23 protein-coding genes are annotated in these 24,732 nt (G+C 57.2%); 8 read left to right on the top strand and 15 right to left on the bottom strand.

The window, feature by feature from the left end:
• The first annotated feature begins 53 nt into the window (after positions 1 to 53).
• Positions 54 to 707, top strand: coding sequence for a peroxiredoxin (locus tag Q0864_RS12830; protein ID WP_248366882.1), 654 nt, complete (start codon positions 54 to 56; stop codon positions 705 to 707).
• A gap of 78 nt (positions 708 to 785) precedes the next feature.
• Here Q0864_RS12830 and Q0864_RS12825 read toward each other — a convergent pair whose 3' ends face one another.
• The 3 genes from Q0864_RS12825 to Q0864_RS12815 form a co-directional block, all read right to left on the bottom strand.
• The gene (locus Q0864_RS12825; RefSeq protein ID WP_298570556.1) at positions 786 to 980 is read right to left on the bottom strand and encodes a DUF2783 domain-containing protein; all 195 of its coding nucleotides are present in this window, start codon (positions 978 to 980) and stop codon (positions 786 to 788) included.
• 5 nt (positions 981 to 985) lie between these two features.
• A complete protein-coding gene (locus Q0864_RS12820) occupies positions 986 to 2,596 on the bottom strand; it encodes an FAD-dependent oxidoreductase (protein ID WP_298570554.1) in 1,611 nt (536 codons plus the stop codon).
• Positions 2,597 to 2,707: 111 nt separating this feature from the next.
• Positions 2,708 to 3,658 (bottom strand): MBL fold metallo-hydrolase, encoded by a 951-nt coding sequence (locus tag Q0864_RS12815; RefSeq protein WP_298570552.1) that lies wholly within the window; start codon positions 3,656 to 3,658, stop codon positions 2,708 to 2,710.
• Between the two features lie 52 nt (positions 3,659 to 3,710).
• Between Q0864_RS12815 and Q0864_RS12810 the strand changes: the two genes are divergently transcribed.
• Positions 3,711 to 4,277 (top strand): DUF2585 family protein, encoded by a 567-nt coding sequence (locus tag Q0864_RS12810; protein ID WP_298570550.1) that lies wholly within the window; start codon positions 3,711 to 3,713, stop codon positions 4,275 to 4,277.
• Between the two features lie 15 nt (positions 4,278 to 4,292).
• Here the strand turns inward: Q0864_RS12810 and fahA are convergent, their stop codons facing one another.
• Genes fahA through hmgA form a run of 3 tightly spaced genes read right to left on the bottom strand, consistent with a single transcriptional unit; the run spans position 4,293 to position 7,550 of the window.
• A complete protein-coding gene (gene fahA / locus Q0864_RS12805; protein ID WP_298570548.1) occupies positions 4,293 to 5,552 on the bottom strand; it encodes a fumarylacetoacetase in 1,260 nt (419 codons plus the stop codon).
• Positions 5,553 to 5,559: 7 nt separating this feature from the next.
• Positions 5,560 to 6,198 (bottom strand): maleylacetoacetate isomerase, encoded by a 639-nt coding sequence (gene maiA / locus Q0864_RS12800; protein WP_298570546.1) that lies wholly within the window; start codon positions 6,196 to 6,198, stop codon positions 5,560 to 5,562.
• Complete coding sequence (hmgA, locus tag Q0864_RS12795) at positions 6,198 to 7,550, bottom strand: homogentisate 1,2-dioxygenase (RefSeq protein ID WP_298570544.1); 1,353 nt, start codon at positions 7,548 to 7,550, stop codon at positions 6,198 to 6,200. The genes maiA and hmgA overlap by 1 nt, the downstream gene beginning before the upstream one ends.
• A gap of 190 nt (positions 7,551 to 7,740) precedes the next feature.
• Here hmgA and Q0864_RS12790 point away from each other — a divergent pair, with 190 nt between their 5' ends.
• From Q0864_RS12790 to Q0864_RS12770, 5 genes are all read left to right on the top strand, one after another.
• Positions 7,741 to 8,553 carry a flagellar motor protein MotB gene (locus Q0864_RS12790; RefSeq protein WP_298570542.1) on the top strand — a complete coding sequence of 271 codons (813 nt, stop codon included), beginning with the start codon at positions 7,741 to 7,743 and terminating at the stop codon, positions 8,551 to 8,553.
• A 120-nt stretch (positions 8,554 to 8,673) separates the two neighbouring features.
• On the top strand, positions 8,674 to 9,981 hold the full coding sequence (locus Q0864_RS12785) for a flagellar hook-basal body complex protein (protein ID WP_298570541.1): 1,308 nt from the start codon (positions 8,674 to 8,676) through the stop codon (positions 9,979 to 9,981).
• A 26-nt stretch (positions 9,982 to 10,007) separates the two neighbouring features.
• Positions 10,008 to 11,465 carry a flagellar hook-associated protein FlgK gene (flgK, locus tag Q0864_RS12780; protein ID WP_298570539.1) on the top strand — a complete coding sequence of 486 codons (1,458 nt, stop codon included), beginning with the start codon at positions 10,008 to 10,010 and terminating at the stop codon, positions 11,463 to 11,465.
• A 9-nt stretch (positions 11,466 to 11,474) separates the two neighbouring features.
• Complete coding sequence (locus Q0864_RS12775; protein ID WP_298570537.1) at positions 11,475 to 12,485, top strand: flagellin; 1,011 nt, start codon at positions 11,475 to 11,477, stop codon at positions 12,483 to 12,485.
• Entirely contained in the window at positions 12,482 to 13,585 is a 1,104-nt protein-coding gene (locus Q0864_RS12770; RefSeq protein ID WP_298570535.1) for a flagellar basal body P-ring protein FlgI, read from the top strand. Before Q0864_RS12775 ends, Q0864_RS12770 begins: the two co-directional genes overlap by 4 nt.
• A gap of 170 nt (positions 13,586 to 13,755) precedes the next feature.
• On the opposite strand, the gene gyrB is transcribed toward Q0864_RS12770, so the two are convergent.
• The 9 genes from gyrB to mutM all read right to left on the bottom strand — a co-directional run bounded on the left by gyrB (position 13,756) and on the right by mutM (position 23,904).
• Positions 13,756 to 16,173: a DNA topoisomerase (ATP-hydrolyzing) subunit B gene (gene gyrB, locus Q0864_RS12765; protein WP_298570533.1), complete on the bottom strand. Its 2,418-nt coding sequence runs from the start codon at positions 16,171 to 16,173 to the stop codon at positions 13,756 to 13,758.
• Positions 16,174 to 16,273: 100 nt separating this feature from the next.
• Positions 16,274 to 16,894 carry a LysE family translocator gene (locus Q0864_RS12760; protein ID WP_298570531.1) on the bottom strand — a complete coding sequence of 207 codons (621 nt, stop codon included), beginning with the start codon at positions 16,892 to 16,894 and terminating at the stop codon, positions 16,274 to 16,276.
• A complete protein-coding gene (locus Q0864_RS12755) occupies positions 16,891 to 17,307 on the bottom strand; it encodes a VOC family protein (RefSeq protein WP_298570529.1) in 417 nt (138 codons plus the stop codon). Before Q0864_RS12755 ends, Q0864_RS12760 begins: the two co-directional genes overlap by 4 nt.
• Positions 17,308 to 17,404: 97 nt before the next feature.
• Positions 17,405 to 18,523 carry a DNA replication/repair protein RecF gene (gene recF / locus Q0864_RS12750; RefSeq protein WP_298570527.1) on the bottom strand — a complete coding sequence of 373 codons (1,119 nt, stop codon included), beginning with the start codon at positions 18,521 to 18,523 and terminating at the stop codon, positions 17,405 to 17,407.
• Positions 18,524 to 18,563: 40 nt separating this feature from the next.
• Positions 18,564 to 19,682 carry a DNA polymerase III subunit beta gene (gene dnaN / locus Q0864_RS12745; protein WP_298570525.1) on the bottom strand — a complete coding sequence of 373 codons (1,119 nt, stop codon included), beginning with the start codon at positions 19,680 to 19,682 and terminating at the stop codon, positions 18,564 to 18,566.
• Positions 19,683 to 19,819: 137 nt separating this feature from the next.
• Positions 19,820 to 21,175, bottom strand: a complete 1,356-nt coding sequence (dnaA, locus tag Q0864_RS12740) for a chromosomal replication initiator protein DnaA (protein WP_298570523.1) — start codon at positions 21,173 to 21,175, stop codon at positions 19,820 to 19,822.
• A gap of 608 nt (positions 21,176 to 21,783) precedes the next feature.
• Positions 21,784 to 22,047, bottom strand: a complete 264-nt coding sequence (gene rpsT / locus Q0864_RS12735; RefSeq protein WP_298570521.1) for a 30S ribosomal protein S20 — start codon at positions 22,045 to 22,047, stop codon at positions 21,784 to 21,786.
• A 161-nt stretch (positions 22,048 to 22,208) separates the two neighbouring features.
• Positions 22,209 to 22,985 (bottom strand): enoyl-CoA hydratase, encoded by a 777-nt coding sequence (locus Q0864_RS12730; protein WP_298570520.1) that lies wholly within the window; start codon positions 22,983 to 22,985, stop codon positions 22,209 to 22,211.
• 67 nt (positions 22,986 to 23,052) lie between these two features.
• Positions 23,053 to 23,904, bottom strand: a complete 852-nt coding sequence (gene mutM / locus Q0864_RS12725; RefSeq protein ID WP_298570519.1) for a bifunctional DNA-formamidopyrimidine glycosylase/DNA-(apurinic or apyrimidinic site) lyase — start codon at positions 23,902 to 23,904, stop codon at positions 23,053 to 23,055.
• Between the two features lie 74 nt (positions 23,905 to 23,978).
• Here mutM and ubiE point away from each other — a divergent pair, with 74 nt between their 5' ends.
• Positions 23,979 to 24,731 (top strand): bifunctional demethylmenaquinone methyltransferase/2-methoxy-6-polyprenyl-1,4-benzoquinol methylase UbiE, encoded by a 753-nt coding sequence (ubiE, locus tag Q0864_RS12720; RefSeq protein WP_298570518.1) that lies wholly within the window; start codon positions 23,979 to 23,981, stop codon positions 24,729 to 24,731.
• Position 24,732: the final 1 nt, after the last annotated feature.

The following is a 24,732-nucleotide window of genomic DNA, read 5'->3' as shown; positions in this document are numbered from 1 at the left end:
CATAAGAGATCGTAACTTAAGATCAACCGAAATGCTTGGACAGGAGAGACCAAATGGGACTTCGCATTAACGACATCGTGCCAAATTTCACAGCCGAAACAGATCAGGGCAAAATCACCTTCCACGACTGGATCGGGGATAGCTGGGCGATTCTTTTCTCGCACCCCAAAGATTACACGCCTGTCTGCACGACAGAGTTCGGCGCGGTTGCGCAGCTTGCCGACGAATGGGCCAAGCGCGGCACCAAGGTGATCGGGCTGTCCGTCGATAGCGCGGAGGAACATGTCAGCTGGAAAAAAGACATCGAGGGCTATTCGGGCGCCAAAGCGGGCTTCCCGATTATTGCCGACGAAGACCTTGCCGTGTCGAAAGCCTTCGACATGCTGCCCGCCGAAGCTTACCTGCCCGACGGTCGCACGGCCGCTGATTCCGCCTCGGTGCGGTCGGTGTTCATCATCTCGCCGGATAAGAAGGTTCAGTTGATCATGACATACCCAATGTCCGTCGGCCGGAACTTCGCCGAGGTTCTGCGCGCCCTTGATGGCCTGCAGGCCACTTACGGCACACCGATTGCCACCCCTGCGAACTGGATCAAAGGCGAAGACGTGATTGTCGCCCTGACGCTTTCGGACGACGAAGCGAAAGCAAAATTTGGCGACGTGGATATCAAGCTGCCCTACCTGCGGACCACTGCAGACCCAAGCTAAATCCAAGCTGGTTTACCAATGGAAAAGCCCGCAACTTCGGTTGCGGGCTTTGTCTTTTCTGCGAACTGTCCACCACGGCTATCCGGCGTCTTGCGCAGCCTTTATCGCCTGAGACAACACGGCTCGACCACCGATATGGTTGGCCAGAATCAAGACTAGGCGCGCATTCAGAGCATCGCTTTCTTCTTTCGACAAGTTTTCATGCGCCGCCAGAAGCTCGGCATAGAAATCGTCGGCACGATTGATGTTCGGCGTCAGGATAAGGTCGGTCATCGGCGTTACTCCTTGCCAGTTGCACGGCGGATGGCCGCGCGGAACAAGTTTTCGTCAAAGCTGGGGCGGCGTGCGGCCACATGCTGATCTGGCCTGATCAGATAGACGGCACTTGGCGCATCGCCCAGATACCGCTCTTGCAGCGCTCCCGTCTTGTCATCTTTTACGGACAACGCCAACCGCGTGACCTCGACCTCTGCTTCTTCGATCACGTCCGGCGCCTCTGCGTCAATGGTCAGAAGAGTGAACTTGTTGCCCAGCTTGGGCAGCAGGAATTCGTCGCCTAAGGGCGCATCGGGGCAAGACGATCCTGGGCGGGTCTTTATCGGCCCATCCAGAGCGTCGGCTGAGTTCAGCGGCGATCCGTCGTAGGTGCAGGGCACGGACAAGCGGCCCGAATTCACAAGCGGCCGGGCAAATTCATACTTTTCGGATAGGTCCAGAACCGCATCGCGCAAAAGGCGGCTGGTCGTGGATTTGGGTGTGATGAAATCTGTCGAACGCGTCGAATTCAGGATGTTTTCATCGGCGCCGTGAATACGTTCCACGTCATAGCTGTCAAGCAGCGCTTCATCGGCCGTGCCATCAATGACCAACTTCAGCTTCCAGCCCAAGTTGTCAGTGTCTTGCAGGCCCGAGTTCGCACCGCGTGCGCCAAAAGGTGACACTTGGTGCGCGGCGTCGCCCGCAAACAAAACGCGACCGTGGCGGAATTTCTCCATCCGGCGGCATTGGAACGTGTAGATCGAGACCCATTCAAGCTCGAACTCCACATCGTCGCCAAGCATCGCCTTAAGGCGCGGGATCACATTCTCGGGCTTCTTCTCTTCTTCCTTGTCGATGTCCCAGCCAAGTTGCAGGTCAATGCGCCACACGCCATCGGGTTGCTTGTGCAACAGGGCAGATTGGCCGCGGTTGAAGGGCGGATCGAACCAGAACCAGCGTTCGGTTGGAAAATCAGCGTCCATGATCACATCGGCAATCAGGAAGTTGTCTTCGAACACACGCCCTACGAAATCCAGCCCCAGCATTTGACGCGTCGGTGATCCAGCGCCGTCACAAGCGATCAGCCAATCGGCCTCGATGTTATACGGTCCATCGGCCGTGTCGATTTCCAGCGTGGCGTGATCCGGGTGGGTGCCAATTGCTGTGACCTTGTTGCCGCCCCGAATTTCAATCGGCGCGCCCTGGGCTTCCAGCTCGCGCACGCGGTTCACCAGATACTCTTCGAAATAGTATTGCTGAAGATTGATGAAGGCCGGGCGTTGGTGGCCTTCTTCTGGCAGCAGGTTGAACGTATAGACCTCGCGTTCATCAAAGAAGACTTTGCCGACGTCCCATTTGACGCCCTTGTCGACCATCGGTTGACCGCACCCCAGACGGTCAAGAATCTCAAGCGGCCGTTTGGCAAAGCAGATCGCACGAGATCCGCTGCTGACCTTGTCGTTGTCGTCAACAATGACGACCTTGACCCCCTGCTGTGCCAGATCAATCCCCATGGCCAGCCCGATAGGACCGGCCCCGATGATCACGACCGGGTGGCGCACGGGCGCCGATGCATCCTGATCGGAGCTGTGTTGATAGGGATACAGCGGGACTTCAAAAATCTTGTTCATAGGTTTTCCTCCGGCTGGCGGCGCGCTTGTGCCAATTGTAGCGCATTTCGTTGCGAAAACAACGAAGCTGGTCGGGATGCGCTGATATGCGCGTCAACGCACCCCTTGCGCTTAGCCCTGCAGGGCGTCCCACATCTCCAGATCGCGCTGGGCGGTCCAGATACGGGGCGTATCAATGCCGCGCGCCTCGTCATAGGCACGGGCGACGTTGAAAGGCAGGCAGTGCTCGTAAATCGCGTAGTCGGCAAATTTGGGGTCACATTCGGCGCGACACGCGTCCCATGCCTCTTTCAACGATCCACCCCGCGCGGCAACCTTGGCCACCGGGCGATAGGTGCTTTCCACGAAGTCGCGGGTGTTTTCGATAGCGGCGTTCACCATATCTTTGCCGACCAGAGCGTCACCACGCCCCGGCGCAATCGCGTCAACGTCGAAAGCAGCGATACTGTCCAGTGTATCGCCCCAGTCGCTGAAATGCCCGTCACCGCAATAGCAGGCCGAGTGGTATTCGACGATGTCGCCGGTGAACATCACGTTCTGGTCCGGCACATGGATCACGATATCACCCGCCGTGTGCGCACGCCCCAGATGCATCAGATCAACGCGGCGATTTCCAAGATAGACGGTCATGTCATCGGAAAAGGTGGTGGTTGGATAGGTCAGGCCGGGGATGCTTTCGTGCCCCTCAAACAAGCGCGGGAAGCGTTGGAATTCGCTGTCCCAGTCTTCCTGCCCGCGCTCAACAACCATCGCGCGGGCGGCGTCGCCCATAATGATCTGATCCGCGCCATAGGCTGACGCGCCCAACACGCGCACCGCGTGATAATGGGTCAGGACAACATGGCTGATTGGTTTGTCGGTGACCGTGCGCACGCATTCGATGACCTTGTTGGCCAGCCGTGGCGTCGCCTGAGCTTCCACAATCATCACGCTTTCATCGCCAATGATGACGCCGGAATTCGGGTCACCCTCGGCGGTGAACGCATAAAGCCCCTCGCCGATCTCATCAAAGGTGATTTTCTTTTCCGTCATGTCGCCTTGCGACGCGAATGCCTTTGCCATGGTCCGGTTTTCCTTTCTGGACAGGGGTGGGGGATCGTGATTCCCTCACCTCATGTTTGATCGTCGATATCTGCCCTATTGGGGCGTTGCTTTTGTCACCATCGCCACGCTTATCACGCTGCTGGCGATGGGTCGGAATATCTCATGCCCCTGCGGTTACACATTGCTTTGGTATGCAGGTGATGACACCGGGCAAGGGTCGCAGCATTTGATGGACTGGTATACACCAAGCCATCTGATCCACGGTTTCCTGTTCTACGGCGCAACCTTCCTGCTGATGCGCCGTTTTGCCCTTGGTTGGCGGCTGCTGGTCGCCACCATCGTCGAAGGGGCGTGGGAGGTGGCCGAGAACACCGAGGCCGTTATCAACCGCTACCGCGAATTTACCGTATCCGGTGAATACTGGGGCGATAGCGTGGTAAATTCCGCTGTCGATCTTGGTGCCATGTTCTTGGGCTTCTGGCTGGCGTTGCGCCTGCCAATCTGGGCGAGCATCTTGATCGTCGTGGGCTTCGAGGTGCTGACAACCTTTCTGATCCGCGACGGGTTGGCGTTGAACATCATCATGCTGCTGGTGCCATCCGAGGCGATCCTCGAATGGCAGTCTGCAGGGGGATGATGCCCAAACACGCATTTACTTGGGCCACTTCACGGCGGGCAGGATTTTCCCAACACAATCGCCGAACCCGATCTGAAACCCGTCACCCTTGGCAGCGCCGCGCAGGGTCAGGGTGTCGCCATCTTCGATGAAGCTACGCGTCTCGCCGGTGTCCAGCGTGAAGGGCTCGCGGCCCGCCCAGCTCATCTCCATCAGTGAACCATATTCCGTCTTGGTCGGGCCAGAGATCGTGCCAGACCCCAAAAGGTCCCCGACATTCATGCCGCAACCCCCGATGGCGTGGTGGCACAGTTGCTCGGCGGCAGAATAATACATGCGGGTGTAGTTGGTTTCGCCCACAACGCTGGCTTTGTTCGCGCCGTCGGGCTGCATCAGAACCTGCAGCGAGATGTCGTAAAGCCCGTCCTTCGACCCATCGAGATAGGGCAGAAGTTCCTTTTCCCGCTTGGGTGTCGGCGCGCGAAACTCCTCCAGCGCGGCAGCAGTGACGATCCATGGGCTGATCGAGGTGCCAAACGCCTTGCCCTGGAACGGGCCGAGTGGCTGGTATTCCCAACCCTGAATGTCGCGGGCGGACCAGTCGTTCAGAAGGACATAGCCGAAGATCATATCGTCGGCCTCGTCCACCGTTATGGGTTGGCCAAACTCGCAAGGCTTGCCGACGATGGCCCCCATCTCAAGTTCAATGTCCAGACGCATCGAGGGGCCGAAGCTTGGCATCTCGGCGTCGGGCGCTTTGCGTTGACCGTTGGGGCGGTGGATAGGTGTGCCGGAAACAACGACCGAGGACGCGCGGCCATTATAGCCGATCGGAATGTGCAGCCAGTTGGCGGGCAGATCGGGCGAGCCGCGCAAGATCGCACCCATATTGGCCGCGTGCTGACGACCGGCATAGAAGTCGGTGTATTCCGACACGAGGAACGGCATGTGCAGGTCCGCGTCGGCTTGTTTGACCAGCAGCGGTTCAACCGCCGCGCGCTCTGATGAGCCTTCGCGCAGCAGCTGTTCCATACGGGTACGTAGGGCAGACCAAGCGTCTGACCCCTGCTCCATCAACTCGTTCCAGAACGGGACGTCGAAGACGGGGTCGTCGCTAATTTCGATCAGGCCAGCCTCTTCTGCTGCGGCCACATCAAAGATCATATCCCCGATAGCGACGCCACAGCGCGGCTCATCATCCCCGACCGAGAAGACACCATAGGGCAGGTTGTTCAGCGGAAAGGGTGTGTCGGCGGAGTTCGCGCTTTCCACCCAGGATTTTTTCAGTTTGCTCATGTGATCCTCACTCGGCGTCCGGCTGTGCCTCGGGTCGCGCATCGGCGAAGGCGGGTAGGGCCAGACAGGTTTCTTCAATCTCGGTCAGACGCGGATAGGGGGCCAGGTCCACCCCCCAGCGCCGCGCATTGTAGTATTGCGCGACAAGGCAGATGTCCGCCAGTGACGGCGTGTCGCCAAAGGAAAAGCGCGTATCCTTGCGCACCATCTGTTCCAGCGCCGCAAAGCCCCTGTCCATCCAATGGCACATCCACGCTTTCTTGTCTTCAGGTCCAGCGCCGAAAGTGTCGCCCAGATGGGCCACGACACGCAAGTTGTTCACCGGGTGAATGTCCATCGCGACAACATGAGCGGCGGCAAGCACATGCGCGCGCTCAACCGGGTCAGGCGGAAGCAATGCGGGGTCGGGCTGTAGTGCCTCAAGATAGTCGATGATCGCCAAGGACTGCGTTAGAACCGTTCCGTCATACAGCACCAGTGTCGGCACCAGATGGGCGGGGTTCATTTCAACATACGCTGGCGAATGTTGCTGCCCGCCATCCTTCACCAGATGAACGGACTCAAGATCCGCGTTGATCCCTTTCAGGTTCAACGCAATGCGCACGCGGTAAGCCGCGGTGGACCGCCAATAGGTATAAAGCTTCATTATTTCTTACCGGGCGTGCCGTCGAACTTCTTCTCAAGGCTCTCCCAGCAGTCGATGTAGTCGTCCTGCAGAGGTGCCTCGTTCGCGGCGAAGGCGGTCAGGTGTTGGGGGAAGCGGGTTTCAAACATGAAGGACATGGTTTTTTCCAACTTATCAGGTCCAAGGTTCGAATTCGAGGCACCCTCGAACGCATCACGGTCTGGCCCGTGCGGCAGCATCATGTTGTGCAAGCTCACGCCGCCCGGAACGAAGCCCTGCGGTTTCGCGTCATACTGACCATAGATGTTGCCCATCAGCTCGGACATGATGTTCTTATGATACCATGGGGGGCGGAAGGTGTTTTCCGCCACCATCCAGCGGTCGCGGAACAGAACGAAGTCGATATTCGCCGTGCCGGGTTGACCCGAAGGCGCGGTGAGGACGGTGAAGATCGAGGGGTCCGGGTGATCGAACAAGATCGCGCCGACCGGGCAATAGGTGGTCAGGTCATATTTGTAAGGCGCATAGTTGCCGTGCCATGCGACCACATCCAAGGGCGACTGGCCGATCTCGGTCTTATGGAACTGGCCGCACCATTTGATGGTGATGGTAGAGGGCACTTCGCGGTCTTCAAATGCTGCGACGGGAGCTTTGAAGTCACGCGGATTGGCCATGCAGTTCGCGCCGATCGGGCCACGCCCCGGCATCTCGAACTTCTGGCCGTAGTTTTCGCAAACGAAGCCGCGCGCGGGGCCGTCCAGCAGTTCGACGCGGTAAACAAGGCCACGCGGGATGATGCCGATTTCCTGCGGGGCAAGGTCGATGATTCCAAGCTCGGTATAGAAGCGCAGCTTGCCTTCCTGCGGCACGACCAGAAGCTCGCTGTCTGCCGAGAAGAAATAATCGTCCACCATCGATTCCGTCACCAGATAGACGTGGCTTGCCATGCCGACCTGAGTGTTCACATCACCGGCTGTGGTCATCGTGCGCATGCCCGTGATCCAGTTCAGACCCTCGGCAGTCGGCACGGGATCCCAACGATATTGACCCAGCGAAATCACGTCCGGGTCCACATCTGGCGCGGACTTCCAATAGGGTACGTCGATCTTCGTGTAGCGCGCGGAATGTTTCACCGATGGGCGAATGCGGTAACACCACGTCCGTTCAGGCGGGTTGGCCGTGAAAGCGGTGCCGGACAATTGCTCGCCATACAAGCCGTATTCGCATTTCTGAGGGCTGTTCATCCCTTGCGGCAGCGCACCGGGCAGAGCCTCGGTTTCGAAATCATTTGCCCAACCGGGCATGTAATGGGTTTCGGTGCCGACCGACGACACCGCGCGCGTCATGTCGCGCCCAGAGCTTTGCTGGTTCATCTGAAGCCTCGTTTCAATGCCCACGGAGGGCGATCCTGTTTGCAGGGCAATGGTATCGTTGCGCTTGCAATGAAGTCAAGGCGGACGGAGGCAGGGATCGACCAGCTGAAAACCCGAACAATTTGAAAGGTTAAACGCCCGTCAACACACCTTTGCTATCCATGTCCTTGGGTGAAAATGAGGTGGTGGGATGAGCGCGAAAACAAATGCGCCTATAATCATCAAGAAAGTGAAGAAAGTCAGTGGCGGTGGCCACCATGGCGGCGCTTGGAAAGTCGCTTATGCAGACTTCGTGACAGCCATGATGGCGTTCTTCCTTCTGATGTGGCTTTTGAATGCAACAACGGAAAAACAACGCAAAGGTATCGCGGATTATTTCAGCCCCACGATCCCGGTCAACCGTGTTTCCGGGGGCGGTGATGGGTCGTTTGGGGGTGACAGCATCTTCACGGATGAGACGCTGTCGCAGACCGGGACTGGCGGTGTGCCGCTGAACACACCGGGTGGCCAAAACGGCGAACCGGACGCCGAAGAATCAGCTAAGCTGGAGAAGCTAGAGGATATGTTGCTGGGGCGCAGCGGTGAAAGTATGGCAAGTGATGGGGTGGAGCGCCACATCGTCACCCGTGTCACCGACGAGGGCTTGTTGATCGAACTGTTCGATCTGGAAAACGAACGTTTGTTTGAACCACAAAGCAGCGTTCCAACTGCGGCGATGAAAGATCTGATCGCGATGGTGGCCCGCGTCTTCGACCTTGTCAAAAATGGGGTCGCGATCGAAGGTCATGTTGCGACGATGCCGATCGTGATTGCCAACAACACCGCCTGGGATCTTTCCTCGGACCGCGCTAGCGTCGTGCGCAAGCTGTTTGGCGCGCAGGGCTTTGAGCCAGAACGAATCCGACGCGTCACGGGCCATGCCGATCGTCAGCCAGTTGCAGGAAACACGATGGCAGTGCGCAACAATCGCATAGAACTGATCCTTCTCAGGTCTGACAAATAGTGACCCCGTGCAGGTCGAGCACTGACATTTCAGAAGATTTTCTTCCGTTAGCCGCCTGTTAAGGTCGCACCGGTAATGATGTGCCTCAAGACGAAGAATGATGCAGCAGAAAGGCGCACCATGACAATCTCCTCTTCCTTGAGCGCCGGCGTAGCCGGTTTGAACGCACATGCAACGAAATTGGCCACGATTTCGGACAACATCGCGAACTCCTCCACATTCGGATACAAACGGGCGACAGCAGATTTCCAAAGTCTCGTCATTGGCGGCTTGGCGGGATCCGGCACCTATTCAGCCGGCGGGGTCCGAACCACAACGCAACGCCTGATCGATGAACATGGGCCACTGATTTCGACTTCAAACCCGATGGACATCGCGGTCGGTGGGCGCGGTATGCTGCCAGTCACGCAGGAGGTCTTTGCCGACGCAAATCCTGGCGAACGACCGATGATGATGACCACGACCGGCTCGTTTCGAACGGATTCCGAAGGCGTGCTGAAAACCGAAACTGGTCTTGTCCTGCTGGGTTGGCCAGCGGACGCTGATGGAAACATTGCGACCTACCCGCGCGATACGGGAGTCGGGCTGGAGCCGGTTGTCATCAACGCCAACCAGACAGCAGGCGACCCGACAACTGAAATGAAGCTGGGCGTCAACCTTCCGGCAATTGAAACTCAGGCAGGGGCTGACGGAACTGCTCTACCGCTTTCGGTCGAGTATTTCGGAAACTTGGGCACCTCCGAGACTCTGGATTTCTCATTTACCCCGACCGTACCTGGCACCGGGTCGTCAAACGAATGGACAATGGTCATCACGGATAGCGCGTCAGGCGGTGCCTCGATCGGGGAATACACGCTGACGTTTGACAATAGCCGTACAGATGGCGGCACCCTTGCGTCGGTCTCGGTCGTTTCGGGCGGAACATACAATGCGGCGAATGGGACTTTGGACCTGACGGTCCTGGGTGGCCCCATGTCACTGACAATCGGTAAAATTGGCGATCCAAACGGGTTGACCCAACTGTCTGACAGTTTCGCTCCTGTTTCGATCACCAAGGACGGATCACCTGTCGGCAACCTAACGGCCGTCGAGGTTGACGAACACGGCTACATCAAGGCGACCTATGACACCGGCTTCATCCGGACGATCTATCAGGTGCCGCTTGTCGATGTGCCAAATCCGAATGGTCTGATTTCGATGTCGAATCAGGCCTACCAAGTCTCTCCCGAAAGCGGTTCTTTCTTCATGTGGGACGCCGGTGACGGCCCAACCGGAGAGGTTGTGGGTTTCGCCCGTGAAGGGTCGACAACCGACGTAGCCGGCGAACTGACAAACCTGATCCAGACGCAGCGCGCCTACAGCTCGAATGCGAAGGTGATCCAGACCGTGGACGAGATGCTTCAGGAAACAACCAACATCAAACGGTAATGACGCGCGCCACCGGGAGCTAATTCATGAGCATCGCAGGAGCCCTCTCCAACGCCCTTTCAGGCCTGAACGCAAACGCCAGAGCCGCAGAACTTGTGTCTTCAAACGTGGCCAATGCGATGACGGAGGGCTATGTACCCAGATCGTTGGAGCTGTCGACCAGATCGCTCGGTGGCGCGGGTTCGGGCGTGCGCGTCGAAGGTGTCATCCGGCATACGGACAACGTGCTGATTGGCGACCGTCGCCTTGCCGACGCAGCTATAGGGCACACCGGAACACATGCTCAATTCCTCTCGGATCTGGAGCGTGTGATCGGAAGCCCCGACAGCGCGGGGTCCCTTTCGGGACGCATCGCTCAATTCGAAGCGTCTCTGGTCGAAGCTGCAGCACGTCCCGACAGCGAAGCACGCCTGTCCGCAGTTCTGGACGCAGCCAAAGGTTTGACCTCCCATTTGAAGACGACCACCGACAACATTCAAAATGCGCGCCTTGAAGCTGACCGGGGCATCGCGCTTCAGGTCGACCAGCTGAACGCTGGCCTGAAAGATGTTCAGTTCCTCAACACCAAAATTCAAGAAGCCATGATGCGTGGCGTCGACCCGTCCGGCATGATGGACCTTCGCCAAATGAAGATTGATGAAATTTCGTCAATTGTCCCACTCAAGGAGATACCCCGCGACCACGGCCAAGTAGCGCTGATCACCACGGGTGGGGCTTTACTTCTGGATGGCAAAGCTGCCGAGCTGGAATTCTCCACCGTAAACATGATTGTTCCAGAAATGACACAAGCAGGCGGGGCACTATCCGGCTTGACGATCAATGGGCGGGCAATTGTCACCTCGGCTGAGCGAGGCCCGATTGCCGGCGGCTCACTGGCCGGTCTGTTCGATGTCCGCGACGATCTTGCGGTTTCTGCCCAAAGCCGCGTTGACGCTGTTGCCCGCGATCTGGTTGAACGGTTCCAGGACCCTTCACTTGACCCGACACGTGCACCCGGTGGTGCCGGTCTTTTCACGGATAACGGCGCGCCGTTTGACCCACTCGATGAAGTCGCGCTTTCAACGCGCCTTACGGTTAACGCTGCTGTCGATCCTGACCAAAGCGGCGCGATTTGGCGCTTGCGCGATGGGCTTGGCGCGGCCGTTCCGGGCGATGTTGGAAATGCCTCGTTGCTAGGAGACCTTGCCGATGCCTTGTCTGAAAACCGCGTGCCCGCATCGGGCGGGTTTCTTGGCGCGGCCCGGTCGTCCGCTGGCCTTGCGGCTGATCTTTTAACAGTCATTGGCGCAGAACGAAATCAGACCGAAACGCGCCTGACCTTCTCAACAGCACAACACAACAGTTTGCGGCAAATGGAGTATTCGAAGGGTGTCGATACTGATGCGGAAATGCAAAAGCTCATGATGATCGAACAGGCCTACGCGGCGAACGCACAAGTCATTTCGACCGTCGATGAGATGCTTCAAACGATCCTTGGGCTGTAGGAGGCGACCATGTCATTTGCCACATATGGTGATCTCGCAAGCACCTTTCAGACACGACATTTGAATGCCCGCATGAAGCAGGATCTTTCACGACTTGGGATGGAGCTTGCCACAGGTCGCAAATCCGACGTGACCTCTGCGACGTCAGGGGATTACGGTCCGATTGCCGGAATTGAACATAGCCTGAAACTCCTGACCGCCCACAAACAGGCAACCAACGAGGCGGCGACATTGACCGCAACAGCGCAGCTTGTTCTTGGAAATATCCAAGAACAAGCGCAAGATGTATCCAGCGGATTGATTGGCGCCATCAGCTCGCACAACACGACGCTAATTGGCGTCACAGCTGTCGATGCACGCGAGAAGTTCGCTTCGATCATTTCCTCTCTGAACACCAACGTCGGCGGTCGATCTCTGTTCGCAGGGGCCGCGACAGATGGTCAAGCACTGGCCGACACAGACACAATCATCAGCGCCCTTCTAAGCGCCGCCTCAGGGCAAACCACAGCATCTGGTGTCGCGATGCAAATCGACGCTTGGTTTGATGACGTCGGCGGCGGATTTGAAACCACCGGTTACATTGGCGCCGACGCAGATATGGGACCTATCCAGCTGGGCAATGGTGAAACCGTGTCGTTGTCAACGAAAGCAGATAGCACCGAAATCCGTGATTTGCTTAGCGCCCTCGCAAAGTCGGTGGTGATTTCGGAAGGCGTCCTTTCTGGGGACGCCACCGCACAAAGAGAGCTAAGCGCGTTGGCCTCGTCCGAGCTGCTTGGCGCCATTGATGGGCTTACGATGACACGCGCCCGGGTCGGAGCGGTCGAAGCGCGGATCGAAAATGCCACTGTTCAAAACGCTGCTGAACGCGCCGCTCTTGAGCTTGCACGAAACGAACTGACGGCCGTTGACCCTTATGAAACCGCAACGGCACTTGAAGCACTCTATGGACAAATGGAGTCGCTCTACACAGTCACCGCGCGGCTCTCGAAACTCTCATTTACGGACTACATGCGATGATCCGACTTTTCGTTCTTCTCGCTGCTTTTTGCTTGATCGCCAGTTCTTCGACCGCGAATTCCGTTCGCATCAAAGACCTTGTTGAATTCGATGGCGTGCGCGGCAATGACCTTGTTGGCTACGGCCTTGTCGTCGGCTTGAATGGTTCAGGGGATGGCATCCGGAACGCGCCATTCACTGAAGATATTATGTCAAACATACTAGAGCGGCTCGGTGTTAACATCACCGGTGAACAGTTCAGGCCAAAGAATGTCGCGGCCGTTTTCGTCACCGCAACCCTGCCGCCTTTTGCGCGTGCTGGTTCGCGAATTGATGTCACGGTTTCTGCAATCGGTGACGCCAAAAGCCTTCTGGGCGGAACGCTGATCATGACCCCCCTGAATGCAGCCGACGGAGAAATCTACGCGGTTGGTCAAGGTACCGTAATCGCAGGGGGGGCGACTGCAGAAGGCGATGCAGCAACAGTTACGCAAGGTGTTCCAACAAGCGGCGTGATCCCGAATGGTGCACGTGTAGAGCGAGAGATTGACTTTGACTTTACAAAGTTGAAATCAATTCGCCTTGCGCTCAGAACACCCGACTTCACCACAGCCGAACGTATTGAAACCGCAATTAATGGCAAATATGGGCGCATCGTTTCGCGCATGCTGGACAGCGGCACAGTTGTTGTCGACATCAGCGCAACACGGGCTATTTCACCGGCTCATGCAATTGGCACGATCGAAAACCTCGGTGTCCAACCAGAACGGAAAGCAAAAGTTGTCGTTGACCAAAGATCCGGCACGATTGTGATGGGTGCCGATGTCAGGATTAGTCGGGTGGCAGTTTCTCAGGGAAACCTGACACTACGCATCCAGGAGCAACCAGTCGTTGTTCAACCCAACCCATTCTCGGCCGGAGAGGCTATCGTCGTCCCCCGCACCAACGCTAGCATCGAAGAAGAGCCGGGGACAGGCCTTGCCGAGGTTGAAGGCGGCACATCGCTTTCAGAAGTGATCGCTGGGTTGAATGCTTTGGGGGTCGCGCCACGTGACATGATCGACATATTGAAAAGCATAAAGGCTGCCGGCGCGCTGCACGCTGACTTCATTGTCAGATGACCACTAAGATATGGCGCTTTGCGCAACGCAAAGGGCGACCACCTTTCATTGAAAAAGGCCAACTCAGACCTCGGCGGGCTGGTCCGCTCAGCTAGGGGGTCCGCATCTTCGATTGCTTATCAGCAAAACTCATGGAGGCGGCAGTGTTGGCGAGTCCCGTCCTTCGTTGATTAGAAATCCAGATTCTCAACTGACAACGCATTTTGTTGAATGAACTCTCGACGCGGCTCAACCACATCCCCCATCAGCTTTGTGAAGATGTCGTCAGCTTCGGCAAGATCATCTACTTTCACCTGCAAAAAGGTGCGCGCTTCTGGATCAAGTGTGGTTTCCCAAAGTTGGTCGGGGTTCATTTCACCCAAGCCCTTGTATCTCTGGAGGGTCAAACCCTTTTCGCCCTCGGTCAGAATGGCTTTCAACAGATCGATCGGTCCCTGCACCAGTATCTCGCGATCCTTGCGAACAAGTTTGGAGTTGTCGTGGTAAAGGTCACGGGTTTCCTTTGAAATCTCGGAAAGGCGTCGCGCCTCACCGGATCTCAACACCGCGCCATCAAGGGTCCGGATTTCTTCGACGCCGCGAAGCACTCGTGCCAGACGAATCCCATGGTCTTGCGTAATCCGGCCCTGCCAACCCTTTTCATACTCGACTGCGACCTTGTCCAACCGCGCCGCAACACTTTCTGCGACGGCCTGCAGGTCTGCGTCTGCGCGTCCGGCATCAAAGGCACCTGAGAGCGCCGCTTGTTCAACAATATTGCGTGGATAGTGCGTCGGAAAAGCGTCCAGTATTCGCTTGAAATTGCGCGCGGCCTCCACCACGCGTGCCAGATCTGCGCCAGCGATTTCTTCGCCATTTGTCAGGCGCAAAACCGTGCCGTCAATGCCCTGCTCGATCAGATAGTCCTCTAGCGCGACTTGGTCCTTCACATAGACCTCGGACTTGCCGCGGCTCACTTTGTAAAGCGGCGGTTGCGCAATATAGAGATAGCCCCCTTCAATCAGCTCGGGCATCTGGCGGAAGAAAAACGTTAAAAGCAGCGTGCGGATGTGCGCACCATCGACATCTGCATCGGTCATAATGACGATCTTGTGGTAGCGCAGCTTCGATATGTCGAATTCGTCACGGCCAATCCCGGTGCCCAGCGCGGTGATGATCGTGCCGATTTCCTGGCTCGACAGCATTCGATCAAACCTTGCCCGTTCCACGTTCAGGATCTTACCTCGAAGGGGAAGAACGGCCTGATTATGGCGCGAACGGCCTTGCTTGGCAGAACCACCGGCCGAGTCCCCCTCGACCATGAACAGTTCACGCTTGGCTGGATCACGCTCTTGGCAATCAGCGAGTTTGCCGGGAAGGGACGCCACATCAAGAGAGGATTTTTTGCGCGTCATCTCACGGGCTTTGCGCGCCGCCTCGCGGGCGAGCGCGGCATCAATGATTTTTCCGACAATCATCTTGGCGACGGTCGGGTTTTCCTCGAACCATTCTTGCAGCTTTTCGTTCATCAAGCCCTCGACAGCGGGTCGCACTTCCGAGCTGACCAGTTTGTCTTTGGTCTGGGACGAGAATTTGGGGTCGGGAACTTTAACAGACAGCACGCAGGTCAGCCCCTCACGAGCATCATCGCCCGTGAAATTCACCTTTTCTTTCTTCGCTAGTCCTGTTGAATTTGCGTATAGGTTCAGCGTTCGCGTCAACGCGCCGCGAAAGCCCGCCAAGTGTGCGCCACCGTCACGCTGTGGAATGTTGTTGGTGAACGGCAACACGTTTTCATGGTAGCTATCATTCCACCACATCGCCACTTCGACGCCAATTCCGTCCTTTTCGCCGGTTACAAAAATCGGCTCTTCCATCAAGGCCGTTTTGGATCGATCAAGGTATCGCACGAATTCCTTGACGCCCCCGTCATAGTGCATTTCCGAACGCAGTTTTTCTGCAGGACGCTCGTCTTCGATGATGATCCGCACGCCCGAATTCAGGAAAGACAGTTCGCGAAGGCGGTTCTCTAGCGTCTTGAATTGATATTCCAGGTTCGAGAACGTGGTGGTTGAAGCAAGAAACCGCACTTCGGTTCCGGTGCGATCCCCGCAATCACCGACAACTTTCAGATGCTCGACGGTCTCGCCCCGCTCAAACTTGGCATAGTGTTCCTTGCCATTGCGCCAAATACGCAATTCAAGCCAGTCGGACAGTGCATTCACAACCGAAACCCCAACGCCGTGCAGGCCGCCTGAAACTTTGTAGGAGTTTGAGTCGAACTTACCGCCTGCATGCAGTTGGGTCATAATGACTTCGGCAGCCGAAACACCTTCTTCGGAGTGAATATCAACCGGAATTCCGCGCCCATTGTCTGAAACCGAAACCGAACTGTCGGCGTGAATTGTCACGTTCACTGCGTCGGCATGGCCAGCCAATGCTTCGTCGATCCCGTTATCGACAACCTCATAGACCATATGGTGCAGGCCTGACCCATCATCGGTGTCACCGATATACATGCCCGGACGCTTGCGGACAGCATCTAAACCTTTGAGAACTTTAATAGATTCGGCGCCGTATTCGGTGCCGTTCTGCGCGTCATCAGCCATGTGGGCATTCCTGTTTATTGTTCCGGAAAATATAGGGTTTTCCGGGGGTGTTGTCACCTATCTGACACAAGATTTAGTGTCAAACCGCCCAGATTTCCGCTTATGCGAAAGGAATGACCAGACCGACCAGAATTAGCAGGCTTCCGGCGGCCAAATTCATGCGCTTAAGCGACTGTGGTGAGGACAAAAGGCTGCGGGCGCGGTCGATGAAGAACGCCAGTCCCAAATTGCCGACAAGCGGGACCACAAACGAGGCGACGCCAATCGCTACGACATCCGGAAGCGTCAACCGCGTCAGGTCGAAAAATCCTGGCAATACACCCATGTAGAATAGGATCGCCTTGGGGTTGGACAGTATGACAATCAGTCCTGCCACGAACCCCGCCCAGACGCCGGGGCGGGTCAGTCTGCGGTCTCCCGATATGCCCGCATCTGCTGACCGGATAATGGTGACCCCGAGCCAGATGAAGAAAAGGGCAGCGATGGCCCTCAACACCAGCATTGCACCGCCGATGCTGGAGGCGACCCAGCCCATTCCCAGCGCGGCCAGCACAGCCCAGAAGATATCCCCAATTGCGACACCCATCGCCAGCGGCCACGCCTGCGCAAAGCCGCCCGCCAAGACGCGCGCGACCAAGGCAACCCATACCGGACCAGGGGTGAGAAACAGGATAAACAAACCGAGGATGTAGAACCCCAGCTCGGCGACGGTAAGCGTCAAACCAAATGACCTTCTTCATCCAGCGGCCAGAACGGGTTGAATGCATATTCCCAGATATGCCCATCAGGATCGGCAATATAGCCCGAATACCCACCCCATTCCGTCTTCACTGGCGCAGTGACTTCGCGCGCACCAGCTTTCAGTGCGCGTTCATACGCCGCGTCCACTTCGGCTTCCGAAACAAAGCACTGCGAAAGCGTCATTGCACCGGTCGACAGGTCTTCCATGGGACGACCCTGTTCACGCGCAAGCCCTTCGAGCGTGAAGAAACCAAACTTCATCCCGTTCATGTTGTAGAAAACGACAAGGTCCAACACGGTATCAGGCACCCACCCGATCGCTTCGTAGAAGGCACGCGCGCGGTCTATGCTGGCCACACCAAGAGTGATCAGGCTGACACGGTTCATGTTCATTTTGTTTCGCCTCGCTTTCATGACGCCCCACACGGAAGGTCGTGATCAGGCGCGTGAACTCTGGCAAATCAACTGCCTTTCGGCAATGGGCTAGTTGTCAAATCGCGCCGTCGTGCAGAACCTCTATGAACGATGTTCCATCAACTTCGCCCACGCTCATATGCTGGGCACGAGCCCCAAGCGTGCTGAACAACTCGGGCCCGGTTCCCGTCATGAACGCTTGCGCCCCCAAGGCGCAGATCTCGTCATACAGGGCGGCACGTCGACCGGCGTCAAGATGGGCCGCCACTTCGTCAAGAAGCAGGATCGGAGGGGCGCCAAATGTCTGGGCCAGCGCGCGACCATTGGCCAAGATTAGTGAAACCAAAAGCGCCTTCTGCTCGCCTGTTGAACAATCGCGCGCGGCCATGCCTTTGGTTGCATAGCTCGCGGCCAGATCAACACGGTGCGGCCCGACAAGCGTGCGGCCTGCCAGCACATCGCGCGCGCGGCTTTCGGCAAACGCAACTGCAAGTCCTGCCTCATCTGTCGGCGCGTCAGATTCTTGCGCATGAACAAGTAACAGATCGGCGACGGGAAACGCGGTTTCTGCCTCGGCTTGCGCCGCCCTCAGTTGGATCAGCGTCGCCGCCCGGTTCGCCGAAATTGCCGCACCCGCCTTGGCCATCTGCGCCTCGAGCGCGCGATACCAATGGGCATCGCGCTGCCCGTCCTTCAAAAGGCGGTTCCTTTCGCGCATCGCTTTTTCATAGGTCAGAACCGCATCTGCATGTGAGGGCTCGAAACTCATGGTCATGCGGTCCAGAAACCGCCGGCGACCGTCTGCGCCTTCGACCCATAGCCGGTCCATCACCGGCACCAACCAGATCACGCGCGCAATGCGACTAAGCGCAATCTGTGGCGCGGTCTTTCCGTCAATTCGAACTTGCCGGGTTGCGCCGGCCTCAACCCAGGTTTCGACCTCGTGCATCTGGTGCAGGCTTTGCAAGATCGCAGCGACCTTCCAACCGACGCCCTCGGGTCGCCGGATCATTTCATCAACCGTCGCACGGCGAAGCCCCCTGCCCGGCGACAGCATGGATACCGCTTCAAGAATGTTCGTCTTGCCCGCCCCGTTGACCCCGTGGATCGCCACGGGGCGTCCATCAAGATCCAGCTTGGCGGCTTTATGACTGCGAAAATGGCTCAATCGCAGTTCGCGAAGGGCAAGTGTCATGGCGCCCACCCCTCTGGTTCGTCAGGGCTGATACACCGGTTCACACACGCATCGGCATCACGACATAAACGGCGCTGGTGTCGTTGCCTTCGCGCATAAGCGTCGGGTCGCCGGACGAATTGAACATGAACACGGCATTCTCGCGGTCCACTTGGCTGGCGATCTCAAGCAGGTATTTGGCGTTAAAGCCGATTTCGAGCCGCTCATCACCATAGGCCACGGCAAGTTCTTCTTCTGCGGCGCCTGCGTCGGGCGCATTGACTGACAGGATCAAGCGATCTTCGTCAAGTTGCAGCTTCACAGCGCGCGATCGTTCGCTGGACACGGTCGCCACGCGGTCGACTGCCTGCGCGAATTCGGCAGCGTCCACCTCTAACTTCCGTGTGTTTCCGCTTGGGATCACGCGGGTGTAGTCCGGGAAAGTGCCATCAATCACCTTCGACGTCAGTGTGATCGCAGGCGTCGCAAACCGGATCTTCGTTTCCGAGACAGACACCGCGATGGTCGCGTCGTCGTCATCCAGAAGTTTGCGCATTTCGCCAACCGTCTTGCGCGGCACGATCACACCCGGCATGTCTTCGGCACCTGCGGGCAAGTCAGCATCGATGCGGGCCAGACGGTGGCCGTCGGTGGCCACACAGCGCAAGACTTTGCCCCCTTCCGCCTCAGAGACATGCATGTAGACACCATTCAGATAATACCGCGTTTCTTCGGTGGAGATGGCGAATTTCGACTTGTCAAACAGGCGCCGCAGAACCGGCGCAGGGGCCGAGAAGTTCGCCGAATACTCAGACGAGGCCATAACCGGGAAATCTTCCTTGGGCAGCGTCGCCAACGAGAAATTCGACCGCCCGGCTTCGACCGTCAAGCGCCCAGTTGCGCCATCGTCGGTCAGTTGAATCAATGCGCCATCGGGTAATTTGCGCACGATTTCATGCAGGGTTACAGCGGATACAGTCGTGGCACCTGCGCGTTCTACAACCGCATCCGCTTTGTCGACCACTTCGATATCCAGATCAGTGGCACGGAAGGTGACACTGTTTCCGTCCGCTTCGATCAACACGTTTGCCAAAATTGGGATCGTGTTGCGGCGTTCTACAACTGATTGCGCTTGGGCCACGGCCTTAAGAAGCGCGCCGCGTTCGATACTGATCTTCATGTCCCACTCCTGACAGATACCGGGGCGGGGAACATATCACGTTCACCGCCCGGCTCAATTGATTATTCGGAATGTCTGATTCTTTCGCGGGCGGGTCAAGGCTTTAGCACCCTAAAACCCGCCAAATCCAAGCCTGTTCAGGCTTCAAGCGCCCTTCGCAGAAGCTCCAGGTCTTCGGCGATCTGATCGTCGACGCCCTTCAGTTCGTCAATTCGCTTTACCCCGTGCATCACCGTCGTGTGGTCGCGACCGCCGAAGCGGCGCCCAATTTCAGGCAGCGACCGCGACGTCATATGCTTGGCAAGATACATCGCCACCTGACGTGGCCGCGCGATGGTGCGCACCCGTTTGGGGCCAATCAGGTCAGACAGTCGGATATTGTAATGCTCGCTGACCTTGCGCTGAATCTCTTCGACCGTGACCTTGCGATCGGATGCGCGAAGGATGTCGCCAAGGCAATCTTGTGCCAGCTCAAGTGTGATTTCGCGGCCCACCAGCGACGCAAACGCGAAAAGACGCATCAAGGCGCCTTCCAGCACACGCACATTGGTCGAAATACGGTGCGCAAGGAAATCCAGAACACCATCTGCAATCACAAGACCATTATATTGCGCCCGGTAAGAATCGACCTTCTTTTGCAGGACACCAAGGCGCAGTTCAAAGTCGGTCGGGTGCAAATCCACCACAAGACCGCATTGCAGGCGGCTTTTGATGCGATCCTCAAGATCCTTGATTTCACCCGGCGCGCGGTCACCCGAGATGATGATTTGCTTGTTCTGGTCTACCAGCGCATTGAACGTGTGGAAGAACTCCTCTTGCGTTGAATCCTTGCCTGCGATGAATTGAACGTCATCCACCATCAGCACATCCACGGACCGGAAAAGCTGTTTGAAATCCATCATCTGCTTTTCGCGAATGGCCTGCACAAAGCGATACATGAATTGTTCGGCCGACAGATAAACGACGCGCAGTTCTGGATTGCGGGTCTTCATTTCATGCGCGATGGCGTGCATCAGGTGGGTCTTGCCAAGCCCTACGCCGCCATAAAGGAAAAGAGGGTTAAAGGTGACAGGACCACCTTCGGCGACCCGGCGCGCGGCAGCGTGCGCCAGTTCATTCGGTTTACCGACCACGAAGCTGTCAAAGGTAAATCGGGCGTCAAGCGGAGCGCCCGGCAGCTCTTCCTGATCTGTTTTGGCGGGTATCGCGCTGACCGTGTCGACAGCAGGGGCCGCTTGGGTGGCAACCGTCCTGGCAGGGACGGAAAATTCCAAACGCGAGACTTTCAGGCCTTCGCCGATCATGTGACGCAGAATCTTGTCACCAAAGTTGCGATCGACCCAATTGCCCATGAAATTCGTCGGGACCAGAAACGTCGCGACCCCGTTTGCGAGGTCGGCAAACTCAAGCGGTTCGATCCAGTTTGTATAGTTGTTTTGTCCCACTGCTTTTTGCAGCTTGCTTCGGACCTGTCCCCATTCTTCGTTCGTCATGTCACCTCGACCCGAGTTTCTTGTAACAAGGCCGTTCGACGGCAGCCTTTTACCAATACTATCCAACGCTCAAATTGCGCTTGCGCACCGCAATTCACGTCGGTTTCGTCGCCTCTGCCCCAACAGAGGAAACCGAAACGCCGAGCCAAGACATGCACCTGACGCAAACAGAAAGTTCGCAACTCAGATGCCCTCACAGGCAAAGAGACATGACAATAGCTTGTCCGCCGGGCCAAAAACGGCCCCACAGACATCAGCACGATCAATACTGGAAACCCACCCCCAAGCAGGCACAGAATTCTCATGCAGCTGGGCCAGGTAAGAATCTGGTCCAACCAATAAGCTAAGGATAGAAACCCTTAAGTTTCGCGGGTTTAGCCCGCATTTTTATCATAGTCCCAAGTCGGCGATGTGAATCGCTGAGGGCAAGCTAGCAATCTGTCCGCAGCGCGCGCAATAGAACTTCGCGCTTGACTCTGACTTTCCGAAAGCGAATCCCAAGCCGCTTGCACATTTGCAATTTTTGCCGCCAAAAACGGAAACAGAGCGTGCCATTCCGGACACGCTCTGCTTGTTTTTCATCAGTGACCTTTGGGTCGAAGCGACGCTTAACCCAGGGCCTTCACGCGAGACGACAGGCGCGACATTTTGCGCGCCACGGTGTTCTTGTGATAGACGCCTTTGGTCACGCCGCGCATCAGTTCGGGCTGGGCTGCCTTGAGGGCGGCCGAAGCTGCGTCTTTGTCGCCGGACTCGATCGCTTCTTCAACTTTACGCAGGTAGGTGCGGATGCGCGAACGGCGGGCTTTGTTTACAGCAAAACGAGCTTCGTTCTGACGCGCGCGTTTTTTAGCTTGGGGCGAATTTGCCATGTGTCTGATCCCTTCATCGGGTGTGTATTACGTTTCAATAGCTGCGCGTCAGCACCCGACCGGGTTCAGAACCGGTGATTCTGGCCAGAGCGGGCCTCACGCGCATGTATGACGGCACCCTTTACGGAAAAACTTCCGCAAAGGGAACCCAAAAAACGGCGTTACTTGTCGCGGAACTGCGGTTCGCGCTTCTCGGTGAAGGCGGCCATGCCTTCCTTTTGATCTTCCGTCGCAAACAGCGAATGGAAAACGCGGCGTTCGAACAGGATGCCCTCGGTCAGCGGAAGCTGCTCTGCGCGGTTGACCGTTTCCTTGATCGCCATGACGGTGATCATCGACTTCTCGGCAATCTTCGCGGCTGCAGACATGGCTTCGTCCATCAGCTTTTTGGCCGGCACGACGCGGCTGACAAGCCCGGAGCGTTCAGCCTCTTCCGCGTCCATGAAACGACCGGTCAGATTCATATCCATTGACTTGGCGCGGCCAACCAGCTTGGTCAGACGTTGAGTGCCGCCCATACCGGCCATCACGCCCAGATTTACCTCGGGCTGGCCAAACTTAGCGGTGTCAGATGCGATAATGAAATCACACATCATGGCCAATTCGCACCCGCCGCCCAGCGCATAGCCAGACACGGCTGCGATGATCGGCTTGCGAATGCGCATGATGGCATCTTCTTCCGGGGTGAACAGATCGCCCGCAAAAACATCAACGAAGCTTTTTTCCGCCATCATCTTGATGTCGGCGCCAGCCGCGAAAGCTTTTTCAGATCCGGTGACGACGATGCAGCGCACCTTGTCGTTCTTCTGGGCGTCTGCCAGCGCATCGCCAAGTTCACCCAACAGCTGAAGGTTCAAAGCGTTTAGCGCGTCGGGTCGGTTGAGCTTGATCAGGCAGATATGATCTTCGGTCTCAACGATAATATTCTTATAGGCCATGGTTCCCCTTGCCTTTGTCCGTGGTGGTCGAAGCGGAGTCGTAAGCATGCCCGCCTCTGTGATCAAGCTATCTTTGGCATTGCGCGCAATAGAAAGTTGAGCGACCGGATTGCGTGATTCGCCTTATTTTTCCAGTGCAACCTTGCGTCACGCAGGGTTCACCCTCGCGGCCATAGACCCGAAAATTGTGTTGGAAATAGCCCAGATCGCCGTCTGTCTGGCGATAGTCTTTCAACGACGAACCGCCACTTTCGATCGCTTCAGACAGCACGTCACGGATGATCGGAACAAGCCCCGCAATCCGCGCCGGTGCAATGCGCGCGGCCTTGCGGGTTGGGTGAATCCCTGTGCGAAACAGCACCTCGCACACATATATGTTGCCCAGCCCTGCAATGATTCCCTGATCCAGCAGGGCAGTTTTGATGGGCGAATTGCGGTGACTTAGGGCGGCTTGCAGATATGGCTCGTCAAAGGTGTTGCCCAGCGGCTCTGGCCCAAGCACGCGGATCAACTTGTGGTCGCCCAATGTCGCAGTCTCGCATAAATCCATTGCCCCGAACCGGCGAGGATCGTTGAACGTCACCCGCGCGCCGTTGTCCATGTCCAACACCACATGGTCATGTTTTTCGGGCGCCGGGTGGTCGTGCTGAAACTCCCCCAACTGATGACCCGAGATCAGCATCCGCCCTGACATGCCAAGATGGGTAATCAACGTCTCACCCGTATCGAGGTCAGCCAGCAGGTATTTCGACCGCCGCCCAAGCCGCAGCACGCGCGCACCCGTCAGGCGCTCTGCCATCCGGTCGGGAAACGGCCAACGCAGCCCGTCACGCCGGGTTTCGGCGCGCGCAATCCGCGCGCCCTCCATCACGGGGGACAAGCCGCGGCGAACCGTCTCGACTTCAGGTAATTCGGGCATCTCGTCCGCCTCTCCATTGTGTGCCACCATTCGTCACGATATGAGGGATCAATCGCAAGGAATGGGCAAGCCTGATGAGCACCTCCGAGAAGAAAACAACCCATTTTGGGTTCAAGACGGTCGCGGAAGACGACAAGGCCGGCATGGTCCATGGCGTTTTCACCAACGTCGCGTCGAAATATGACATCATGAATGACGTCATGTCGGTCGGCATTCACCGTGTCTGGAAAGACGCGATGATGGATTGGTTGGCGCCGCGAAACGGTCAGCGGCTGTTGGACGTAGCAGGTGGCACCGGCGATATCTCGTTCCGGTTTCTTGACCGCGCGTCCGAGGCTTCCGCCGTCGTGCTGGACATGACAGAGTCGATGCTGGTCGAAGGGCGCAAGCGCGCGGACGCGGCCAACAAGGCCGACCACCTTGACTGGGTGGTGGGCGACGCAATGGCGCTGCCCTTCGAAGACAACAGCTTCGATCGCTACACGATCAGCTTCGGCATTCGTAACGTGACGCGCATTCCTGATGCTTTGGCCGAGGCCTATCGCGTTCTGAAACCCGGTGGTCGCCTGATGGTTCTGGAGTTCAGCCAGCTTCCCAATGACGGGATGCAGAAGCTCTATGATCTCTATTCATTCAACGTCATTCCCCGCATGGGCAAGTTGATCGCGAACGACGCGGACAGCTATCAGTATCTGGTCGAATCCATTCGCAAATTCCCCGATCAGGACAGTTTCGCTCAGATGATCAGCGAAGCAGGCTTCGAGAACGTCAAGTATCGCAACCTGTCCCTGGGCATCGCGGCGCTGCATTCCGGGTGGAAAATCTAAC

The organism is uncultured Aliiroseovarius sp. (assembly GCF_947497285.1).
GTDB lineage: Bacteria > Pseudomonadota > Alphaproteobacteria > Rhodobacterales > Rhodobacteraceae > Aliiroseovarius.
The sequence above is the reverse complement of the archived record's forward strand: the minus strand, read 5'-3'. Positions and strand labels throughout refer to the sequence as shown.

What these genes read in the sequence shown, in the direction of transcription:
- fahA (WP_298570548.1), bottom strand. Translation starts at nt 5,552, where the DNA reads ATGAGCAAACTGAAAAAATCCTGGGTGGAAAGCGCGAACTCCGCCGAC.
- Q0864_RS12820 (WP_298570554.1), bottom strand. Translation starts at nt 2,596, where the DNA reads ATGAACAAGATTTTTGAAGTCCCGCTGTATCCCTATCAACACAGCTCC.
- Q0864_RS12770 (WP_298570535.1), top strand. Translation starts at nt 12,482, where the DNA reads ATGATCCGACTTTTCGTTCTTCTCGCTGCTTTTTGCTTGATCGCCAGT.
- Q0864_RS12790 (WP_298570542.1), top strand. Translation starts at nt 7,741, where the DNA reads ATGAGCGCGAAAACAAATGCGCCTATAATCATCAAGAAAGTGAAGAAA.
- gyrB (WP_298570533.1), bottom strand. Translation starts at nt 16,173, where the DNA reads ATGGCTGATGACGCGCAGAACGGCACCGAATACGGCGCCGAATCTATT.
- ubiE (WP_298570518.1), top strand. Translation starts at nt 23,979, where the DNA reads ATGAGCACCTCCGAGAAGAAAACAACCCATTTTGGGTTCAAGACGGTC.
- Q0864_RS12755 (WP_298570529.1), bottom strand. Translation starts at nt 17,307, where the DNA reads ATGAACATGAACCGTGTCAGCCTGATCACTCTTGGTGTGGCCAGCATA.
- Q0864_RS12825 (WP_298570556.1), bottom strand. Translation starts at nt 980, where the DNA reads ATGACCGACCTTATCCTGACGCCGAACATCAATCGTGCCGACGATTTC.
- maiA (WP_298570546.1), bottom strand. Translation starts at nt 6,198, where the DNA reads ATGAAGCTTTATACCTATTGGCGGTCCACCGCGGCTTACCGCGTGCGC.
- Q0864_RS12730 (WP_298570520.1), bottom strand. Translation starts at nt 22,985, where the DNA reads ATGGCCTATAAGAATATTATCGTTGAGACCGAAGATCATATCTGCCTG.
- rpsT (WP_298570521.1), bottom strand. Translation starts at nt 22,047, where the DNA reads ATGGCAAATTCGCCCCAAGCTAAAAAACGCGCGCGTCAGAACGAAGCT.
- flgK (WP_298570539.1), top strand. Translation starts at nt 10,008, where the DNA reads ATGAGCATCGCAGGAGCCCTCTCCAACGCCCTTTCAGGCCTGAACGCA.
- Q0864_RS12775 (WP_298570537.1), top strand. Translation starts at nt 11,475, where the DNA reads ATGTCATTTGCCACATATGGTGATCTCGCAAGCACCTTTCAGACACGA.
- mutM (WP_298570519.1), bottom strand. Translation starts at nt 23,904, where the DNA reads ATGCCCGAATTACCTGAAGTCGAGACGGTTCGCCGCGGCTTGTCCCCC.
- Q0864_RS12785 (WP_298570541.1), top strand. Translation starts at nt 8,674, where the DNA reads ATGACAATCTCCTCTTCCTTGAGCGCCGGCGTAGCCGGTTTGAACGCA.
- Q0864_RS12830 (WP_248366882.1), top strand. Translation starts at nt 54, where the DNA reads ATGGGACTTCGCATTAACGACATCGTGCCAAATTTCACAGCCGAAACA.
- dnaN (WP_298570525.1), bottom strand. Translation starts at nt 19,682, where the DNA reads ATGAAGATCAGTATCGAACGCGGCGCGCTTCTTAAGGCCGTGGCCCAA.
- dnaA (WP_298570523.1), bottom strand. Translation starts at nt 21,175, where the DNA reads ATGACGAACGAAGAATGGGGACAGGTCCGAAGCAAGCTGCAAAAAGCA.
- hmgA (WP_298570544.1), bottom strand. Translation starts at nt 7,550, where the DNA reads ATGAACCAGCAAAGCTCTGGGCGCGACATGACGCGCGCGGTGTCGTCG.
- Q0864_RS12810 (WP_298570550.1), top strand. Translation starts at nt 3,711, where the DNA reads ATGTTTGATCGTCGATATCTGCCCTATTGGGGCGTTGCTTTTGTCACC.
- Q0864_RS12815 (WP_298570552.1), bottom strand. Translation starts at nt 3,658, where the DNA reads ATGGCAAAGGCATTCGCGTCGCAAGGCGACATGACGGAAAAGAAAATC.
- recF (WP_298570527.1), bottom strand. Translation starts at nt 18,523, where the DNA reads ATGACACTTGCCCTTCGCGAACTGCGATTGAGCCATTTTCGCAGTCAT.